Below are 17175 nucleotides of genomic sequence, written 5' to 3' on the forward strand. Positions count from 1 at the left end.
GTAGTTCCAAGACCCGCGAAGGTTCGCAGGTCAACACGAATATTAGGAAGGCTATGATGTTTGAGGAGTCCTGTCAAGGACCCGTACGCGAGGATCGGGATATATTATGGCCATGTGGAGTAGGCCCGAATGGACGACCTCACAGAGCCCTTCACCAAGAGAGAGGCTTCATTGCAAACTGAAAACCGCTTATGCTACGGTCCAGCTTTCGATCAGTTCGGGAGTGGTCCCATCGTCTAGCCTGGCCTAGGACGGAGCCCTCTCAAGGCTTAAACACGGGTTCGAATCCCGTTGGGACCACCACCCTTTCTCTTCATCTCTCCGCGAGTTAGCCACTTTTGTCTCTGCCGTTCTCTCCTCGGCCGGAATTCCATAGGACAAACCATAGGACAAAAGGGCGTTGTGAAGCAGAGAAACTGCAGCCCGTAGCTGTTGATTCCAGCCATAGCCGCCGTGCGAATACGCTGCAGTCATCGACTCGCCACCAAGTTGATCGGGTCCCATTCCCCGCAGCCGATGCCCTAATAGGGTGGCCCTCACTTCCAGTGGCACGCCGAGGTTCTGCAGCCATGTGGCGAAAGTATGGCGGAGATCATGGAAGTGGAGATCGATCACCTTCGATTCCGTCGCCAACCGCCTCCAGAAAATGCTAAACGCGGCAGGAGTCCACCGCCTGAATATTCTCCCGTCTACATGGGTGATCGCCCCGCGTAGGGCTGCGTAGGCGGCAGGCGTGAGGGGAATTTCACGGGGTGTCTGCTTCAGCCGGCTCCGTGATGGAGGCAAGATCAGCCACCAGCCGTCATCCCGCTTCCGCATCCAGGTCCGATCGATCTCCAGAATCTTGGCTTCTCGAAGTCCGGTGTTGAGAGCAACTGTCGCGATTCGCCAGAACTCGGCTGGGTCATACTCATGGCCGCCGATCTTCTTCAGCCGGCGCTCGTCCGCCTTGGCTCTGATCACCTTCAGTTCTTCGATGGTTGCCACTCGCTCTCGGGTTACCACGTCGGGCAGTTCGACCCGCTTCAGTCGGTTCTTATCCAGCTTGTCGAAGTCCACGGCCAGATTCAGAATCCGCATGAGAACGTTCCACTCGCGCCTAATCGTCCAGGGCGCTGCCTTCGCAGCAAGACGGGCGGTAATGTACGCCAGCCCATCTTCAGCCGTGAGGGAATCAAGCGGACGATCTCCGAACCGGGGAAGCAGATGAGTTTCAATCACCGATTCCGGTCTGGCCAGATCAAACCGTTTCTTCACACGCATCGTTTGCCAGTACAGGGGAAGAAAATCTTTGAAGAGGAGGGAGACGGAGCGGGGTGTAACCTGCTGCTCGTTCCGCTGAATCTTGGCGATCATGGCGATCGCCGCTTCTTCGGCCTGCTCCTTGGTCAGGTTGTACCCAAGGAGCGGACGGTACCGTTTGCCTTTCCATCGGATGTACAGGTCAAAGGCCAAGCCTTTCTTCGTCTGCCGAGTGGTGATGGTGTAGGCCATAGCTTGGGTTACCGATATCGAGCGCTGCGATGGTAAACGCGTGGGACGGAAATGTCCACGATGCCTGAATACTTTTCGCCCCAAGTATCCGGAATCTTTGCTTGAGGTGTCGGTTGATTCTCAACAACTACGCGGCCTTGTTTCATCCACGCCTCTAGCTCTTCCTGGTCGAACAATAGGACTCGTGAGCCAGGGCGCCGGTACCGCGGAATGTCCTTCCGCTGGTACAAGTTGGAGCAGGACATCCGGAGAAACCGTGCGGCTTCTTGAAGATTCAAGGGTCTCATGCACAGTCACGCTGTCTGTTGAATCAACTCAATGGTATAAAGTTACGACGAGAAATCCAGACTCCCAACGTCAAGCCCGTACCCCTCTGATGTGCATCACTGACTGCATGTTGTCGAATACGGTCTTCGCAATGGTGCGTCCGTCGAGTTCAACGTTGATCGTCACCGGTCCTCCTCGGCCACCCCCACCGCCCATCGCGTCGCGCATGAACGCCGCGCCGCGCTTGTTCAATGGAATCACCGCCTCTTTTTTAGTCTGACCTTCGCCGATCATTGCCAGGGTCGGCCCAGTTGTGATGCCGCCGTCGGCAAAGGCAAAGGCCATCAGCGTCCCGATCGCGGCTCCGATCAAGGCCACGCCGGCGAGAATCGCCACCGCGTAGGGAATGCCGAAAATTGTGGATGAAGCAGCGCCTGCAATGGACGACAAAAAGGCCATGAGGGCTTTCCCTATGGCAACGAAAAAGGGGATGAGCGTCTCAGTGAAGAATCCCATGATGGCCCCGCTCACGGTTCCAAATATACCGGTAATTGCTCCAGCAGCCGCACCCCAAATGCTCACCGTGGCCCCCGCCGCCGCCGCATCGCCGGCGACGATCGCGCCATTCTTCGTCGTGTTTATCGCCAGCTGCAGGGCGCTCTGCGTGGCCAACCCGATGCCGAGTTGAATGAATGCGGAGAGGGCCGTCGTGGCAATAGACTCCATGGTGGCCTTCCAGTCGTTTCCCTTGATGATCTGCGCCGCAAGCGCGTTCGACATCGTGCTGCTCGCACTGGTCCACACGCTCATGACGGTATTGGCGACTTGCCGTGACGTGCTGTCCATATTGGTTGCGAGCTCACGGAAGACTTCCCACGTCCCTTGCGCGGCCACCCTGGCCGGCGCTGTCATCCGTTTATCCAACATCCGCATGTGATCGCCGATCTCCTCGACCATGTCCGGGACTTCCGATCCGCCGACCACTTCATGACGCAGCCGTTTAAAGATGTTCAGCACCGCATCAGCCGCTTTCTGAACCGGGGCCACGATCGCCATGAGCTTGTCGGACAGCCACATCTTTATGGCTTCGACCATGCCCGTGACAGTTTCGATGACCGATTGCTTGAGCCTGGTAAAATTCGCCGCGATGGCGCCGACAGCCCCTACGATCCCCGTGACGATCGCCCCGCCGACCATGAGCGGCCCGAGCCCTGCCGACACCGCCACCATGAAGGCGCCTATGGTCGCAATGATCGGCCCTGATGCGGCAAACGCCACCGCGAAGATCGTGATCGCTTGCTGCGTTCCGGCGTCGAGTCCCTGCCACCACCGATTGAACGCGCCGAGGGTTTGCGTCAACACGTCGATGACCTCGCGCAATGGCCCGGCAAACGTCGAGGCAATCGTGCGGCTGAACCCGGCCATGGTCCGCCCGAGGTCGCCGAAGCTATCGTCAAGCTGTTGTGCCGAGGCTAGGGCGCCACTTGCCAGCACCAAGCCGAGGGCTTCCGCCTGTTGTCCTGATTTTTGAAACCCATCCGCCACCTCACCCAAAATCGGCACCAGGCTCAGGCCGTCTCGCCCGAAGGTATCCACCAGGGCGGCGTTTCTCAGGAGGGGATCTTGGATTTTGGCGATTGCGCCCGCGAGTGTCAGAAACACTTGCTCCGGATTTTTGTCGCGCAACGCATCGACGCTCAAACCGATCTTGTCCAGGTTGTCCAGCGCTCCCTTCTCACTGGCGAAGGCATCCGCCGTCAGGGTTGACAGTTTTTTGAATCCCGGAATGAGATCATTCACCGACAGGTTGACGCGGCTCAGCGCGAAGTCCCATTTTTGGATGGTCTCTTGGGAGATGCCGGTCTGTTGGGAGAGGATTTCGATATTCTCGGCAAATGACCCCAGCTCTTTCGCCGCCGCGAGCCCTAAAGCTCCCAGCGCCGCGGCCGTCGCGGTAATCTGGCCGCCCACCTTCAGAAAGCCCATCCCCATATTGCGTAGGCCGGATTGCGCCTCATCGAAGTGACGACTCGCTGATTCTGTCGACCCCATGAAACTCTTGATTGCGTCATCCGCCACCTTCAGCGCCTTCAGCAGTGGATTGTTGTCTGCAACTAGCTCCAGAGCAATTCGATTCATATCCCTCTCCTTGATGGCCTACGCGAAAAGCTTACTGATCCTCTCAGATCTTCCTGTTGGCATCGCCAGTGAGTTCGAGCGCCAGTCTATTGGCCATCTGTCTCCTTTCGTCAGCTATTTAAGAACCGAGCAATCCCCGGCAATTCTGTTTGATTGCCGTCCGGCAACCGCTGTACCCGAGGACCCTGCGTCGGTGTCGCGCCCAAATCGTTGAGGCACTTCCGATAGCCGGCCAGGGCCTCGGCACGCTGTCTAATTTGCGGGTATTCTCTGATCATGCGGCTACCCGACTCGGTAACTGTCTCGTACGTTTCGCCATTTTTTTCGATGAATTGTTGTGCCCGCCGGTACTGTGCGAAGTATTGGCACGCCACGAGCACGATCCCGAAATGGGCAGGGCTAAGAATGCCGCTTTCGTCGGCCAGCTCCCGAACGAGCTCATCCCATTGCGCTGCGGCCTCAGCATCCAACCAACTCGGCTTTGATGGGGCCCCAGCTTCAAATGGCGCGTCGCTTGTTCGGACACGCGATCGATCCGGGCGGTGCGTCCCTTGTAAAATTTTCAGATTGTTTGGTTTAGGACGTCGTCCAGGCATCCTACATGCCTCCGTTCTGGCGAGATGGCCGCACGGTTGCGGACGTGTGAGGCTCAACTAAAAGATCGCGGCACACCTCACGATATTGCGCGACACAAGCGGCGTGTGACTCGGCCATTTCCTCGGTGCGTCCGTGCCGGGTCATCTCTTGATTCAATCGCTGCATCGTCTCGAATATCCCAGCTGCAAGACCAATCATTGAACCCCAGGCGGGCGAGAGCTGGTTTCGCGCTGCCAGCGTCGTGCAGATGCGCGTCCACTCTGCATCGGCGGCCGACCCTTCTTCGATCGAGTCCGGTTTGTCCGGCCAACCCTCCTTGAATGGCCAGGTCTTACCTCGTGACATAGCTTCTCCTAGGGCTTTTTCTTTTTTTCATTTTGCCAGCGCATGCGCTGAGGGAAGACGGTCGGTCTACGCTGAAAACCTGTAGAGATTTTGACCCCCTACCCCCTCTCATTGTCTACGTTTCTCCAATCCAGTCTTGATGTTGTGACAATGATTGCATAGGGCCTGCAGGTTGTACTCGTCGTCAGTCCCACCCTTGACCTTTGGTCGAATATGATCCACTAGCACAGATCTGCTCCTTAGGCACAAACGACAGAAGGGATGGCGTTTCAAATACTCGGCCCGCTTCTTTCTCCATTGCCGATCGTACCCTCTCTGAGCCGAGCTCCCGCGGCGATCGTCATACAGCCGTGGCTTCTCCGCCGGCGGCAGGGCAGGCCGACGATGCACCGCACAGGGGCCTAACACCGGGCATCCGGCAACCGGACAGGGACGCTTCGGCAGCATCGGCATTAGGCAGATCCTTTGCGATCGGTAGAAAAGCTGAACGCATCTCGGCCCAGAATCTTCGAGAGCGCCGCTGCTGCTTCAGGAGGACATTCGGCCAGTGTCTTTTCCACAGGCGGCGCTGGTTGAAAAGCCTTGGGTCCCACCACCGGCGCCCGAATTACTCGCGTCTTCCACTGCGTACGAAGGACTTGGTAGTCTCGAAGCAGGAGCGTCGTCGGGTGTCCGGCTTGCAGATACAGCGGCTTTTCTAGACTGACGTAAAACTCCGCCACGGCCGGCGCCTCCTCTGATCCGAGGCAATCAACGAGCCTGCACAGATCCACGTTCATGCGAGCATCACGAACGGGATCGATGCCATATCGCTTGTAGTACCCCTTCCGATATCCTTCCCAGGTGGCAGCACTCTTAGCCAGGCGCCGGAGCGAGGTCCCCTCGTCACCGGCAATTCTTTCTTTGGGTTCAGATACCGGATCAAGATTCTTATCTGAGGGTGTCATAGCTATGACACCCTCCCCCTGACATAGCTGTGTCACCCTGGAGGGTGTCACTCTCGACACCCTCCCCATGTCATTTCCGACATGGTCCATATTGCTTTTGGCCTTTTGAGGGAGGGCGTCGTTTCTGACGCCCTCACCGCAATAGGTAGTAGTCATGTGCAAGAGGTAACAGTTCGACGTTTGACGGCCAGAATCAGTATGGCGAGGAACAATCGAAACCAGCTTGGCTTGCTCGAGCCAGCGAAGGTAACGCTGAATCATCCGCTTGCCCATAGGAGCGCAATTCTCTTCGAGCAACTTGAGGGATGGATAGGCATTCTCGCCATTCTTGTTTGCATTATTCGCCACCGCTAACAGGACGACCTTGGGCCCGGCCGGAACAGGCTGCCTAAACGCCCACATCATGGCCTCCACGCTCATAGAACAACACACGACGAGATGGTCGAGACCACACGACCATGTTCCACCCTACGCGCGTACGTCATCGCCATTTCTTTCGTAGTCCGGGATAGGATTGTCGATGCCGCCAACACGCCCAGCTCGGATTGAGGACGCTTCATCAAATGTGAATAGGCCGCGTTCTTCACTCAAATCGATCAGTTTCATAACGTCAATGAACGCCGGCCGAACCTCGATGTGGGCCAGATGTTCATAGAGGGGCTGTTGATCAGGGGGTAGAGCGCGAAACACACGCTCCATATGATCGAATGCAAAAACCGTCATCCGCAAGAGCATCAGGCTTTGCCGCGCTGCAAACCTGGGAACCGCGTCACTCGGCGGCTTCTGCACCTCACGCTGAGGCGTTGTCCCATCGGACCGCTTTGCCTTCCTGATCGTCCACACAATGAACCTCCTCCGGCATGGTGCTGAATAACGCTACGCCGCCTCGATCTTGGCATTGAGATAGTCATAGAGCCAGCGCCCGGCTCGCTGGCTCTCAGATGGCTCCCACAACAAGCGATCCAGTTCCAACCGTCGTAAATCAATTTCCAACTGTCGAAACCGCCGTTCATCGCGCGCATGGTCTTCTTGAATAATGTCGAGCAGACGGCGCCGACCTGCGATCAGGTCTGACGTGCCGTCAGGCCAATTTCCAGACAGTGGAAGATCAACAATCTCATTCAGCAATCGCAGCCGGCGCATCGCGAGTGACGGCTCATACACGCCGTGAGCGGTCTCGCTATGGCCGCTGAGAAAGCTCTGATGGCTCCGCACCGCGACATCCGTATCCGGATACGCCGGATAGGTCACCACGCTGACATCGAACAGGCGCACTTTAAGTAGCGTGCGGACATCCGGCCTGCCATGCATCCCGCGTTCCCATCGATCCGTAATCGTCTGAAACCCGAAGCTCATCTGAGAAATATCGCCGCGTCTGGTGCTTTCCAAAATATCGTGCGCGTACGAGGTTTTGGGGGGCGTAATGGTTGAGAGCAGCCCGTGGCTGTCCTCTTGTAGCTGTAAGGTGCCGCTGAGATTCCGGCCGAGAATCAGTGTCGGCTCGTGATTCACCAAGGCGCGTACGTCATCTGGTCGGGCAATCGATTCTGCAAATGCTCCAGGAGCGATCCGCTCGATGAAGCTGCCATCCAGCAACTCGCTGTCACGGTTGAAGACGGCGGCATAGCCCACCAGCTTTGGCGCACCGCCGGCTGATCGCAAGGTCATTTTCGATCCGAGGATTCGTCGTTCGCTACTCACGGCACACCTCCTTTAATCTTCAGGGTCAAAGCTTGGCACGCCGTTGATGATCCGATGGTGCTCCACAGGGGAGATGTCGCCGGCATCGAGGAATTCGTTCAGAATCCTCCGCCACACTGAGTTCTCCTGTTTGGGGTCCCCCCAGTATGGCCACGGCGAAAGTCCTGCGGGACTGAATGCTACGTTATAGCCGAGCAGGAAGCGCTCTTCATTGATGGCCGCAATATCACTATTCGCACCCTGCAGTTGCAGCATGGCAGCCAGCACACGCCGGCGTGCCGTCCTCACAATAGGGCGCTGTTCCTCCGCTGTGACCGCCGAAAGTTTGTACCGAATTGATTCGAGCCTCTTCTCGGCTTCTTGAATCGCCAACGTCAGCGCATTGATTTTCAGATTCAGGTCATCAAGCACTTTGCCTAGATGCGGGCGCGCGGCGATATCGACCGAATCGACTCCGGTCATATATTGCTCCGCAATGACCTCGACTCGCGGCTGGCGCCATGCATTGAGGCGATCGATCGCGTCTGTCTTTTCTTTCGAAAGCCGGTTGCGCTCGCCCTTCAGCTTATTGACGAGATCTTCTTGCGTCCGAAATTCAGGAAACGCGGAAATCGGCTGCAGACTCACTTGAGGCGGTACACTCTCTTTTTTCTTCTCAAAGAGCGGAACTCTCATAATTGCTCTCCTCCTGTAATGAATGGTCCTGGTTGAAGTAGCGATCCTGATGAAAATGGGCCTCCAGCTCATTCATGAAGGCCCGACCTGCCTGCTCCATGGTTGTGTGTCCGCTCTCGGATGGAAGCGTCGGCGATCTCATGATTTCCCCGCGCTGGGCACGCCAAAGACGATCATGCCGAGTAAGAGTGACCCCAGAACAAGGCACGCGGTCCCTGCTCCCCAGAGGAGCGCCGCGCCGATAGTGATGAGAGCAAGCGCGGACAACAGAATGACATCGAGCAGGTCGATGGACGCTCGAACCGCAGCAACGACCGGGCTTAGTTGCCGAAGGTGACTCCCCAACCAACGCATGGCGTGTGTCGCGTACATCATGATGGAATGACGGACTAGCATCATGCCGCCGGCGGTGAATCGGATTGACCGGCGTCCGGCCAGATCGCCTTTACCTCGACGCCGAGAGCTGCGGCAATCCGCTCTTTCGTTTGTGGACGAGGCTCATAGCCATGGACCTCTATTAAATTTAGAGTCCCTACAGCTACACCAGAACGAACAGCGATCGCGGCCTGTGCAAGACCTCGTTCATGTCTGATTGATCTCAACCTGTGAATGTTCATATGCACCCCCTTCACCATAGGCTGTGGTGCAATAGAATTTAGAGAAGGAGGAGGAAGAAGGCGAAATCTATAAAACGTAGGCGTTTTATAGGAGGAGGAATTACTTTCTTCTGTCGAGTTTAGCCGTCAGATATCTTTTCCGTGTACTACTTGCTCCGCTTTGTGCTCTCGCCTCTGCAAGCAGTTTTTCATAGGACTTTATGGATAGCGTCCCGCCTATCTGAGGAGCTAGCCGTTGACTCACTGCCATTATCAGTTCCCTGTCCAGCCCGGTATGGGATCTAAGCTCATCTATAAACGAGTCGAGAATCATCTTTTTTGCTAGGGCTGGAATGCCTGGACGCCCACCCCTTTTTTTTAAAGGCACGTTAGAAATCATGGGATAGGGATATCTTAAAGAAGCGTAGGCTCGTGCCGCAGCTTCAGTGAGATCTCTCATTCCAACTGTTGATCTGGCCGTTATGTGCACTTCCGAGACGTGTGCACTTCGTCGCTGATGGAGCAAATTGCCGAGCGGTTTAAATTCTGATTTAACAATCGGCACAACCAGGCCTTGGGGAGGACATGAGGCTGCGGCCAAATCTGGCCTATCATCAGTTTGTTTCCAATTAAGTAGCACGGATGAAACCCAATAACAGGCCGTCCTGTTGTCTACATCAAATTGCCACCGTAAACACCACTTCTCGCATAGCTTTATTACATCTATTTCGAATTGTATTCGAACAGTTGGACCATGGATCATTAGCCGTTTGGTTTGGCACTCCTCAAGGAAAGTAACACAGGAAGAACTAATATGACGCCATAATCTTTCCGCAACCCGACGGGCTATCTCGCGCCATTCCTCTTGATATTTCAGATAGTGTTTAAGGTAACGTTCCGGATATCTAATTTTTAGTTGACGCAAATCTTCTACGAAAGAATCATCGCTGCCGAGCGCCGCCAATTCCTTCCGAAGGTTCTCATTGCTCTTGGTAAACTTATCCATGATCCTCAAAAATTTCAGATGACAACTGCATGCGACTGGCAGGAGACGCCCGCCGGCTGGTTCATGAGGCCCGCCATTGCCCCGCAGAACGCTAACCCGCCAGGCGGGAAAGATCAACCGCTAGACAGCCCTCAGCCTGCGCCGTGGCGCCGTTCCCTCGACCCGGGTGAACACCACACGAGCGAGGAACGCTGTAGGACTGGGACAACGACGTTTAAACAGCCTGAACGCTTGTTCCCCTTGGTTTCTGTCACTGAACAGCAGCCCCAACGGTTCCCAGTCGCCATCGGGACTCACATCACACACCTGATACAAAACTTGAGATCGTGGCATCATCCACCATTCCTTTCTAGCCTTGATCCAGCTACACAGCTTTCAGCCTCGCGTGCCGGCTCTTTGACACCCTGGTCATTGTGAGTCGTACTACAAAGGCGTTCTCGCTCGGCCAGCGTCGACGGAAAAGGGCGAGTTCTTTTTGAGCCTCTGCCAGCGAATCATAGGAGCCCTCGCGAGGATTAAATCCGTCCTGGTCCTCGGTACAGATCTCGTAATATATGTGCTGGAGCAGCATCGGAACCTCCTTGCCTTAGCGTGACAAAACTAACTTTACCGAGCGTCAGGCGCTCTATTGAGGGTCCTCGCCATTGGTCGGGACGAGCCGAAGGACTGGTGCGCGATCTTGTCTTGGTACCGACATGTCTTCTATGCGTCGTGAAAGTTCTTGAACCCTTGCTGACAGGTTATTCATCACCTCATCGAGTCCAGGCGGGAATTGAGGTCTCTCCGTCAAGCCTGCCAGCCTCAAACCACTGTAGGTTCGAACTCCCAGCATAAGAGAGACGAGATAGTTCGCCTGATTGCCGCGTCCTCTGCGATCAGCCCGTTGTGCTGATTCAGCGAGGCGCTGATAGGTTGCGACGTCATGCTCGTTGGCCATGTCAAACCGTATCTTGACGATCTTTTTTCGACCCACGGTCACCATCCTTTCTCTTCAACAGAGGTTCATCGCAGTATCCAAGACCCAGCGCACCGGTTCACCAACATATACCTTCATCCGTCATGATGCTGGTTTGACGACGGTGAAGGAGCGGCCGGCACTCCAAGTGCCAGGCATAGGGATCGGCGGGAGCGCCTCGGAATGCTCGAACATTTCCTGGGTGAGATGAATATAGCCGTGTAGATCGCTTCCGTCTTCCAAATCGGCTTGTACATCTTGAATGGCGAGTCGCACGAGGCTCGCATCCATTTGCGATCGATTCTCCGCAGCCATAGAAAGTAGATCCAACCGCTTCCGGCACTGGTTCAGGATATGGATAACCAACGAGCCGTCCTCAGCGAACTTCTTCAGGGCATAAGCGCTCTCCTCAGTGACGTCAGTAATCTCGCCATCTCGACCTCGGAGTAAAATCCGTCCATGAAGCATCAGAAGCGGATCACATTTCTTGGTAGATTTCCTCGCCATGGTTGCCCTCCTCATTTTAGATGTTGCGCGACTCAGCACGGCCATCCCCTATTCAAATTAAGCAAGAGCCTTCTGGACTGCAGCCAATTCTTCCAAACTCACCTCTAAGTGCTCTTCAACGAGTTCGGAGAATCTTAGTATCGCTTCAGGATCAGTACATTCATGGTCGGTTGATCCCAACGCGGCCAGGAGGGTTACCGTGCCTTTTAGCCTTTTCAAACGCTCGATCGGTTCAATGAGAAGATCACTGGGGTACGGGACGTGTTCGTGCTGCACCACGTTCCGAGGAGAACTCTGGCGGGATGTCTTTTTGGTGCTCCGTGTTTTCATCATTCACCATCCTTTTATGGTTCATTGCTCTGAGGCTTTGCAGTTCTGCATCTGTTCCACGATGGTTTGAGGGCTCGAATCCAGTGCGCCTCGACTTGTAAGAGCTCCGATTCCGGCACAGGGAGAAATAGAGCTCGTTCCCATTGCCGGCCGGCCTGGCTGTGTTGTACGAGCCGCGCGGGGAGATTGCAGCTCTGGCCGACGTAGAGAATGGTCTCCCGATCGATCAAAAAGTAGACACAAGGCGGGACATCGATCGCCGGACATTCACAAAGCCGGTCCTGCACCATAGTCAGCGCGAGTGGTGCAGACGTGTGCACTGGCTTGAGCACCACCGGCCGGAGATCCAACGGCAGCGGCGCCCCTTCGCATTCAACCGTCAGATACCGTCGTACATACGCTTTTAAGGTCGGCACACTGAAAAGAGGCTCCCCGCCATCAATGCGGAAATGCGGGAGCACCTCCGCCCGACTGAGTTCAAGAATCCTATCCAGAGAAAGCCGTACCACCTTCGCCACCTCTTCAGCCGTCTTCAAACTGCCAAGACTCGGCCCATCCTGGCGGAACCCAGGCCCGTCCAGAGTAGACATAGACATGACCCTTTCATGAATGTGTTTCCTTTCGATGCTTGAACTCTCGCTCGAGTAGACTCCGAATAAACCCACTGGCCGAGGTTCCCTCCTTTCGTAAGGCATCCAGTTGAATTTTGATCCGCTTCGGCACGCTGATCAGCAGCTTCACCATCGCCATGGCATCACCTCATTTGTATGTAGGAGTATATTACGTGACATAACTAGTTAGACCTTAATGGGAAGAATCAGTAAAGAACCTGAGAGAAAGCTGTTCGGCGTCAGAATGGACCGCAGCCTAATGGTGCAGCTTCAGCACTTGGCAACAGATGAAGATAAATATGTCAACGAACTACTGGAAGAGGCCGCGCGGGATTTGCTGAAGAAGTACCGGGAAAGATCTAAGTAGGTCATCTTGAGACGAAACCGCTATAAGCAGATAGACAACTTACGGCCCTCATTCAGTCCTTTCCATGGGTGACTTTGATAGCCTACTAGGCATCTTCAGTCTTGGGTGGGTCGGCTCTGTTATTGGCTTGCTTGGCATAGCCATAGCAATTTTCATTTATCTCCGCACAAGACAACGCACACGACTTGCCTTTGCATACACCGCACAGCAATTGCTGGGATCTACTGGTGCTCTACCTCGCGACATAACCCTTCAATTTCGAGGCAAGGAGATTACCAAACTTACTCGCACACTAGTTTTAGTTTGGAACTCTGGAGAGAACACAATACTAGCCGACCAGATAGTGTCATCTGATCCGCTACAACTAGTGTTTGCCGAGGGTTCACAGGTACTTTCGGCTACAGTTCTGAAACAAACAAGAGCAGTGAACCAACTTCAGACCATTCTTATTCCCGAACCAGGCAATTCCCTCTTCCTGCGCTTTGAATATCTTGATACCGGAGATGGCGCGCTCATTGAAGTTTTGCATACAAGCGACGATCGTTTTCCGCTGTTCCTTGGCACTATCCGAGGCATGCCAAAAGGCATTGAGGATCTGGGGAACATTCGGTCAATGAGCGGAAAAGCATGGTCTTTCAGAATGCATCCCCGCATCATAGCCTGGGCGAACTTAATCGGTGGAATACTGATGGTCGCTGTTGGGATTTTTCCGACGACTCTGGCTAAAATGCATGACGTAGGTTTTGTATTCTCTTCACCAGCGTTTGCCCTTGCAGCGGGCTCTGCTTATATTCTGCTCTCTTTCTTTATCCTGTATTTTTATCGACGCAAATATCCAAAAGCCTTACAGCCAGACACCCTGCTCAGCGATTCAAAATATGAATCGAGAAAGGCAATACAGGGCGACGCCCAACAAGCCTAAAACAACTGCCAAGCACCAGGTCAGCTACCTGTTTAAGGCTATTCTTGAAAAGAGGTATATAGATCGTTGGCAAGCACAAATGGCAGCTATTGCCAAGAATAGCCAAGCAGTAAAGCCATAGAGGTACCACTGACTAGTCTTGAAGTCATCAAGTAAGAGCCAGATGACGGCTACTATTGTCGTCAAAAAGGAGAAGCGGATTGCGGACATGAGATACTTTATCATCAGATCGTAAACGTCGGCATCTTTCAAAAATGCAATCACCGGTCGGTTTGTGTCTAGCGCAAGAATAAATGAGTATGCCGTAGCAAGGAAACCAACCGCTATCGCACTTATGTTTATGACAGCCTGGAACATGTCCTTCGTCGATTGCGGAAAGGACATTTCCCAAGATGTATAAATGTAAAGAAACAGCATCGCTACAAAAGAGCCAAAGCACTGCGGATACCAGCGTTCGAAGAAATTCGATTTCACGATTTTTCTGCATGTACTAGGGATGTAATCTCGCCCTTCTTATTCTCCCATGCCTGATTAACGGCCCGGCGGCGATCTTTTGCAGATATCCGCCGGTCATCATCTAAGACGGGAAGAACTATTGTCTCTACGATCCGCCACTTTAGCAGGTCCAGTAACGCCGTCTCACCGTCCTCATCCTGTCCAGTAATGAGTATTTTCTCTACTACTGCATTGTCTATCCCTTTACAGAACTGCTTGACGGTTTGCATGATCTGGGGCAACGATAGCGATCCTGGCTTCCTTTTCATGGAAACACTCACTGATACGCTAGGAGCCTTAAATACATCATGGATGTCGAGGATCGCGTTCACACCGGCCGATTGACTTCGAGCAGCTGCCCCATTCGTAACTGAAGCAACTCGGACATCGAATTTTCGTACCAGGTCCATCTTTGCCAGCTCCTTTAAGGCATCGCGACGGAGGATTGGATGCAGTTCGATAAATTCGACACCGCCTTTTTTGGTGAAGTAGCTGGCGAATGATGAGGCGGAAACGCCGTGCCTGTTCCGTTGTAAAGCCAAAGTTTTTGTGGGCACACTGAAAAGAAAGGCAGTTTCTTCGCCTAGACCTTCATTGTCTTCTAATTCAATAGGTTCTGTTGTTCCATCGATCGCGGCCTTTACTGGGAGGTCTTTCATACGGATGCGAATCATTTCACCTTCCCAATGATGGCCTTCTTTTTTAGCGGCTTGCAGCCTAAGAGGCGCGTCGCCTCGGTCAACAACTCTGGAGTCGTCGTCAGGAGACTGAGAAACCGTTTCGAGTATTTTATTAAATGTCATGACGGAATCGGGAGGAAGGATTACCTCAAAAAAATCTATGTTGATGATTTTAGACCTCATATAGGGCCCTCCGTATGGGCCCTATCGTTTAGGCTTCTGTCAAATGAGATTCAATAACCCTTTCGAATAAGTATGTTTAAGCACCTTGCCCGCTGTGATTGTGTAATCGTTCACCGCCCGATCCTATTCTTTACCAGCAGACAGCACCCACCATCCCCCTAGGCTGTTACGCAGATAGAACTATCCCTTGGAAGGGAATACACCACGCGCTGGAAGCTAGGGTGCAAACTCCATCAAATCCCGTTGGGGACCATAAACCAGCCGTACTGCCATGTTGCAAATGGCGCCGTGCCTTACATCCGTCACACGAAAAACTCGGAAGTAGCCCGTAGATCTTGCCGGCCCTCGACTAATTCCAGTGACCGCAACTTACTGAGATACGTCCCAAAAGACCCGCTGCAGTGCGAGAGATTTGCTCTGGCTCCTAATTCTTCTTTCGTCAAGACTTTCGGATAGACCGCCGCTAAGGCTTCCAGCATACGCGAAGCGCCGCTGTCGCCGAGCTCGCGCAGCCAATACTGTAACAAGTCATGCCCTGCCGGCAGTGGCTCGAATGCTCCCAACGCCTTTAATCCGTCCTCGGTAATGGTGAGACATTTGCGCTCCCCCTCAATCCAACCATTCGTCCGCCCCTTAGCTAGATAGGTCCCGAAGGATCCACTGGAGGACGACAGACCGGCACGCACTCCCAGCTGCCGATCGTTGAGGCCTTGTGGGCGCTGCGCCAACGCGATCAGCATTCGGCGTAAGCCGCCCGTTCCCAGCTCCTGATCGCCTCGGTCACACATCTGGCCGTGCATCGCTTTGCCTGCTCGGCGAGCCGGCGGGCGGTTCATTACGTGCGAGGTAGGACGACCTTGAATTGTTCGACAGTGTTTGATCGAATCGGCCAAGGTCGAGGCTGCGCCGTTGAGTGCGGCGGCTGCGGTTTCGAGACGCTTGACATCGCTCTCGTTAATGAGGGGAACCTCCACGATCTCGACCTTGGACGGAGTCTCTGCAATTGAGCGTGCTACGGACAGATCCCGTTCAAGCTGAGCAATCTTCGCCCGCAACGTCTTCGGATCGTCCGCTTGGGCCTTTTCGATCGTCGCGGCGATTTTTCCCTTCAGCGCGTCAAGATCTACTGGCGCCAGGATGCTGGGTGCCTTGTGTGCCATCCCCATTTCCGGCGTAGCGGAGGAATTGTAGGTATCGCGCTGACGGACCTTCATCATCTTAAAAACATTCAACCAGGCTGGTGACCAGATCCAGGCTTGGCCCTTTTGCAGACCGGAGAGAGACGACATGAATTGTTCTTGCTGCTTTGGGGTACCATGCCGCTTGACCCATTCGAGCACGGCATCCTGATCCTGTGGGCCGGTGGTCTGCAGTGCGATCAACACCTCGGCTTGGGTCAACACATTCTTGTTTAGAATAGACGCGCGCTGACAGATCAACGTCACGCCGATGCCGCGCATTCCGCCCCGGCGCACGATCGCTTCAAAGGCTCCGAGCATCCGCTGCTGCCCGGGAAACGGCCGCTGAGGCGCGAAGCTGTCGGCCTCGTCGATGAACAGATGCAGCGGATCCGGCTGGCGGCTTTTTCGCCGGTAGAGTTGCTCCGCGAAGTCCGCTGCGAATCGATCTTGTTCCGCATTGGAATTTGTCAGGGAGAGATCGATCACGTAATGCCCAGGATGTTCGACGACGAGATCCGCGATCACCCGGCCGGCGGTCGGCTCTAACGGCACATCGCCATGCGGTCCGCCGATGATGATCACCGGATAGCCCGGCGCTTTGCCGTCCGCAGAGGCACGAAGGCCCCACCAAGCGCCGGTCGGATCAAGGACAACAAACGGCAGCTTGGCCTTACAGAACTCTTCGGCGATCACTGACGCCGTATAGGTCTTCCCGACGCGCTTACGAGCGAGGATTGCGACTGTCTGCGTAATGAGATCAGCCGGGATCGAGAAGCCGCTGGGCTCACTGGCGATGTGCAATCCGTTACGCATCATGTGTTCGCAAGCTTTCCGAACTTCTATCCTGTACATCTCGTTGCGCACCACTTGGATTACGTCTCGGAAAGGAATATGATTCAACGGCCTTAGGCCTGGGACACAAGTTCATGTAGATGGCTCGAAACGGCAAGATGGATTCAGAAGCGTGTCCTATATAGGACACGCATTCTGTAACTCGTTGTAAAATAGTACTACTCATCGGATGTTTCCGAAATATCATCTTGTTGATTTTCTTCAGTTTGGTCGGTCCTCTCAAGGCTTAAACACGGGTTCGAATCCCGTTGGGACCACCACCCATTCCTTTCCCTGGATAGCCGGTGAAGTTCACGCCTCCGTCAAATAAGGAGCTGAAAATCTG

At 54.4% G+C, this 17175-nt stretch carries 20 protein-coding genes and 1 tRNA gene; 3 read left to right on the forward strand and 18 right to left on the reverse strand.

All coding sequences use genetic code 11. The annotated features are described in order from the left end of the window. The first annotated feature begins 225 nt into the window (after positions 1 to 225). Together A4E19_05910 and A4E19_05915 are read left to right on the forward strand one after the other, a co-directional pair. Positions 226 to 303 (forward strand) — tRNA-Glu (locus A4E19_05910). Positions 304 to 912: 609 nt separating this feature from the next. Continuing rightward, positions 913 to 1530, forward strand: a complete 618-nt coding sequence (locus tag A4E19_05915; protein ID OQW32886.1) for a hypothetical protein — start codon at positions 913 to 915, stop codon at positions 1528 to 1530. Positions 1531 to 1851: 321 nt separating this feature from the next. On the opposite strand, the gene A4E19_05920 is transcribed toward A4E19_05915, so the two are convergent. The 15 genes from A4E19_05920 to A4E19_05990 form a co-directional block, all read right to left on the reverse strand. Continuing rightward, on the reverse strand, positions 1852 to 3900 hold the full coding sequence (locus A4E19_05920) for a hypothetical protein (GenBank protein ID OQW32887.1): 2049 nt from the start codon (positions 3898 to 3900) through the stop codon (positions 1852 to 1854). A 110-nt stretch (positions 3901 to 4010) separates the two neighbouring features. After that, positions 4011 to 4496, reverse strand: a complete 486-nt coding sequence (locus tag A4E19_05925) for a hypothetical protein (GenBank protein OQW32888.1) — start codon at positions 4494 to 4496, stop codon at positions 4011 to 4013. A 1-nt stretch (position 4497) separates the two neighbouring features. Further along, positions 4498 to 4842, reverse strand: coding sequence for a hypothetical protein (locus A4E19_05930; GenBank protein OQW32889.1), 345 nt, complete (start codon positions 4840 to 4842; stop codon positions 4498 to 4500). 452 nt (positions 4843 to 5294) lie between these two features. Continuing rightward, positions 5295 to 6191 carry a hypothetical protein gene (locus A4E19_05935; protein OQW32890.1) on the reverse strand — a complete coding sequence of 299 codons (897 nt, stop codon included), beginning with the start codon at positions 6189 to 6191 and terminating at the stop codon, positions 5295 to 5297. Positions 6192 to 6257: 66 nt separating this feature from the next. Further along, entirely contained in the window at positions 6258 to 6632 is a 375-nt protein-coding gene (locus tag A4E19_05940) for a hypothetical protein (protein ID OQW32891.1), read from the reverse strand. Between the two features lie 33 nt (positions 6633 to 6665). Further along, positions 6666 to 7490, reverse strand: coding sequence for a hypothetical protein (locus tag A4E19_05945; protein OQW32892.1), 825 nt, complete (start codon positions 7488 to 7490; stop codon positions 6666 to 6668). A 12-nt stretch (positions 7491 to 7502) separates the two neighbouring features. Further along, positions 7503 to 8165 (reverse strand): hypothetical protein, encoded by a 663-nt coding sequence (locus A4E19_05950; protein ID OQW32893.1) that lies wholly within the window; start codon positions 8163 to 8165, stop codon positions 7503 to 7505. 138 nt (positions 8166 to 8303) lie between these two features. After that, positions 8304 to 8540: a hypothetical protein gene (locus A4E19_05955; GenBank protein OQW32894.1), complete on the reverse strand. Its 237-nt coding sequence runs from the start codon at positions 8538 to 8540 to the stop codon at positions 8304 to 8306. A gap of 342 nt (positions 8541 to 8882) precedes the next feature. Then, positions 8883 to 9767, reverse strand: a complete 885-nt coding sequence (locus A4E19_05960) for a hypothetical protein (protein OQW32895.1) — start codon at positions 9765 to 9767, stop codon at positions 8883 to 8885. A 120-nt stretch (positions 9768 to 9887) separates the two neighbouring features. Further along, on the reverse strand, positions 9888 to 10103 hold the full coding sequence (locus A4E19_05965) for a hypothetical protein (protein ID OQW32896.1): 216 nt from the start codon (positions 10101 to 10103) through the stop codon (positions 9888 to 9890). 28 nt (positions 10104 to 10131) lie between these two features. After that, on the reverse strand, positions 10132 to 10338 hold the full coding sequence (locus A4E19_05970) for a hypothetical protein (protein OQW32897.1): 207 nt from the start codon (positions 10336 to 10338) through the stop codon (positions 10132 to 10134). Positions 10339 to 10392: 54 nt separating this feature from the next. Continuing rightward, positions 10393 to 10749: a hypothetical protein gene (locus A4E19_05975; protein OQW32898.1), complete on the reverse strand. Its 357-nt coding sequence runs from the start codon at positions 10747 to 10749 to the stop codon at positions 10393 to 10395. A 75-nt stretch (positions 10750 to 10824) separates the two neighbouring features. Further along, complete coding sequence (locus A4E19_05980) at positions 10825 to 11229, reverse strand: hypothetical protein (GenBank protein ID OQW32899.1); 405 nt, start codon at positions 11227 to 11229, stop codon at positions 10825 to 10827. Between the two features lie 57 nt (positions 11230 to 11286). Next, on the reverse strand, positions 11287 to 11562 hold the full coding sequence (locus tag A4E19_05985) for a hypothetical protein (protein OQW32900.1): 276 nt from the start codon (positions 11560 to 11562) through the stop codon (positions 11287 to 11289). 11 nt (positions 11563 to 11573) lie between these two features. Further along, the gene (locus A4E19_05990) at positions 11574 to 12149 is read right to left on the reverse strand and encodes a hypothetical protein (protein OQW32901.1); all 576 of its coding nucleotides are present in this window, start codon (positions 12147 to 12149) and stop codon (positions 11574 to 11576) included. Between the two features lie 452 nt (positions 12150 to 12601). On the opposite strand from A4E19_05990, the gene A4E19_05995 reads away from it, so the two are divergent. Beyond that, positions 12602 to 13459, forward strand: a complete 858-nt coding sequence (locus A4E19_05995; GenBank protein ID OQW32902.1) for a hypothetical protein — start codon at positions 12602 to 12604, stop codon at positions 13457 to 13459. A gap of 24 nt (positions 13460 to 13483) precedes the next feature. Here the strand turns inward: A4E19_05995 and A4E19_06000 are convergent, their stop codons facing one another. The 3 genes from A4E19_06000 to A4E19_06010 form a co-directional block, all read right to left on the reverse strand. Further along, positions 13484 to 13933 carry a hypothetical protein gene (locus tag A4E19_06000; GenBank protein OQW32903.1) on the reverse strand — a complete coding sequence of 150 codons (450 nt, stop codon included), beginning with the start codon at positions 13931 to 13933 and terminating at the stop codon, positions 13484 to 13486. After that, complete coding sequence (locus tag A4E19_06005) at positions 13930 to 14817, reverse strand: hypothetical protein (protein ID OQW32904.1); 888 nt, start codon at positions 14815 to 14817, stop codon at positions 13930 to 13932. The genes A4E19_06000 and A4E19_06005 overlap by 4 nt, the downstream gene beginning before the upstream one ends. Before the next feature lie 302 nt (positions 14818 to 15119). After that, on the reverse strand, positions 15120 to 16814 hold the full coding sequence (locus A4E19_06010) for a hypothetical protein (protein ID OQW32905.1): 1695 nt from the start codon (positions 16812 to 16814) through the stop codon (positions 15120 to 15122). Between the last annotated feature and the right edge of the window lie 361 nt (positions 16815 to 17175).

The sequence above is a fragment of the Nitrospira sp. SG-bin1 genome, from assembly GCA_002083365.1.
GTDB lineage: Bacteria > Nitrospirota > Nitrospiria > Nitrospirales > Nitrospiraceae > Nitrospira_D.

What these genes read in the sequence shown, in the direction of transcription:
- A4E19_05915 (OQW32886.1), top strand. Translation starts at nt 913, where the DNA reads ATGGCCGCCGATCTTCTTCAGCCGGCGCTCGTCCGCCTTGGCTCTGAT.
- A4E19_05920 (OQW32887.1), bottom strand. Translation starts at nt 3,900, where the DNA reads ATGAATCGAATTGCTCTGGAGCTAGTTGCAGACAACAATCCACTGCTG.
- A4E19_05925 (OQW32888.1), bottom strand. Translation starts at nt 4,496, where the DNA reads ATGCCTGGACGACGTCCTAAACCAAACAATCTGAAAATTTTACAAGGG.
- A4E19_05930 (OQW32889.1), bottom strand. Translation starts at nt 4,842, where the DNA reads ATGTCACGAGGTAAGACCTGGCCATTCAAGGAGGGTTGGCCGGACAAA.
- A4E19_05935 (OQW32890.1), bottom strand. Translation starts at nt 6,191, where the DNA reads ATGTGGGCGTTTAGGCAGCCTGTTCCGGCCGGGCCCAAGGTCGTCCTG.
- A4E19_05950 (OQW32893.1), bottom strand. Translation starts at nt 8,165, where the DNA reads ATGAGAGTTCCGCTCTTTGAGAAGAAAAAAGAGAGTGTACCGCCTCAA.
- A4E19_05955 (OQW32894.1), bottom strand. Translation starts at nt 8,540, where the DNA reads ATGATGTACGCGACACACGCCATGCGTTGGTTGGGGAGTCACCTTCGG.
- A4E19_05960 (OQW32895.1), bottom strand. Translation starts at nt 9,767, where the DNA reads ATGGATAAGTTTACCAAGAGCAATGAGAACCTTCGGAAGGAATTGGCG.
- A4E19_05965 (OQW32896.1), bottom strand. Translation starts at nt 10,103, where the DNA reads ATGATGCCACGATCTCAAGTTTTGTATCAGGTGTGTGATGTGAGTCCC.
- A4E19_05970 (OQW32897.1), bottom strand. Translation starts at nt 10,338, where the DNA reads ATGCTGCTCCAGCACATATATTACGAGATCTGTACCGAGGACCAGGAC.
- A4E19_05975 (OQW32898.1), bottom strand. Translation starts at nt 10,749, where the DNA reads ATGGTGACCGTGGGTCGAAAAAAGATCGTCAAGATACGGTTTGACATG.
- A4E19_05980 (OQW32899.1), bottom strand. Translation starts at nt 11,229, where the DNA reads ATGGCGAGGAAATCTACCAAGAAATGTGATCCGCTTCTGATGCTTCAT.
- A4E19_05985 (OQW32900.1), bottom strand. Translation starts at nt 11,562, where the DNA reads ATGATGAAAACACGGAGCACCAAAAAGACATCCCGCCAGAGTTCTCCT.
- A4E19_05990 (OQW32901.1), bottom strand. Translation starts at nt 12,149, where the DNA reads ATGTCTACTCTGGACGGGCCTGGGTTCCGCCAGGATGGGCCGAGTCTT.
- A4E19_05995 (OQW32902.1), top strand. Translation starts at nt 12,602, where the DNA reads ATGGGTGACTTTGATAGCCTACTAGGCATCTTCAGTCTTGGGTGGGTC.
- A4E19_06005 (OQW32904.1), bottom strand. Translation starts at nt 14,817, where the DNA reads ATGAGGTCTAAAATCATCAACATAGATTTTTTTGAGGTAATCCTTCCT.
- A4E19_06010 (OQW32905.1), bottom strand. Translation starts at nt 16,814, where the DNA reads ATGATGCGTAACGGATTGCACATCGCCAGTGAGCCCAGCGGCTTCTCG.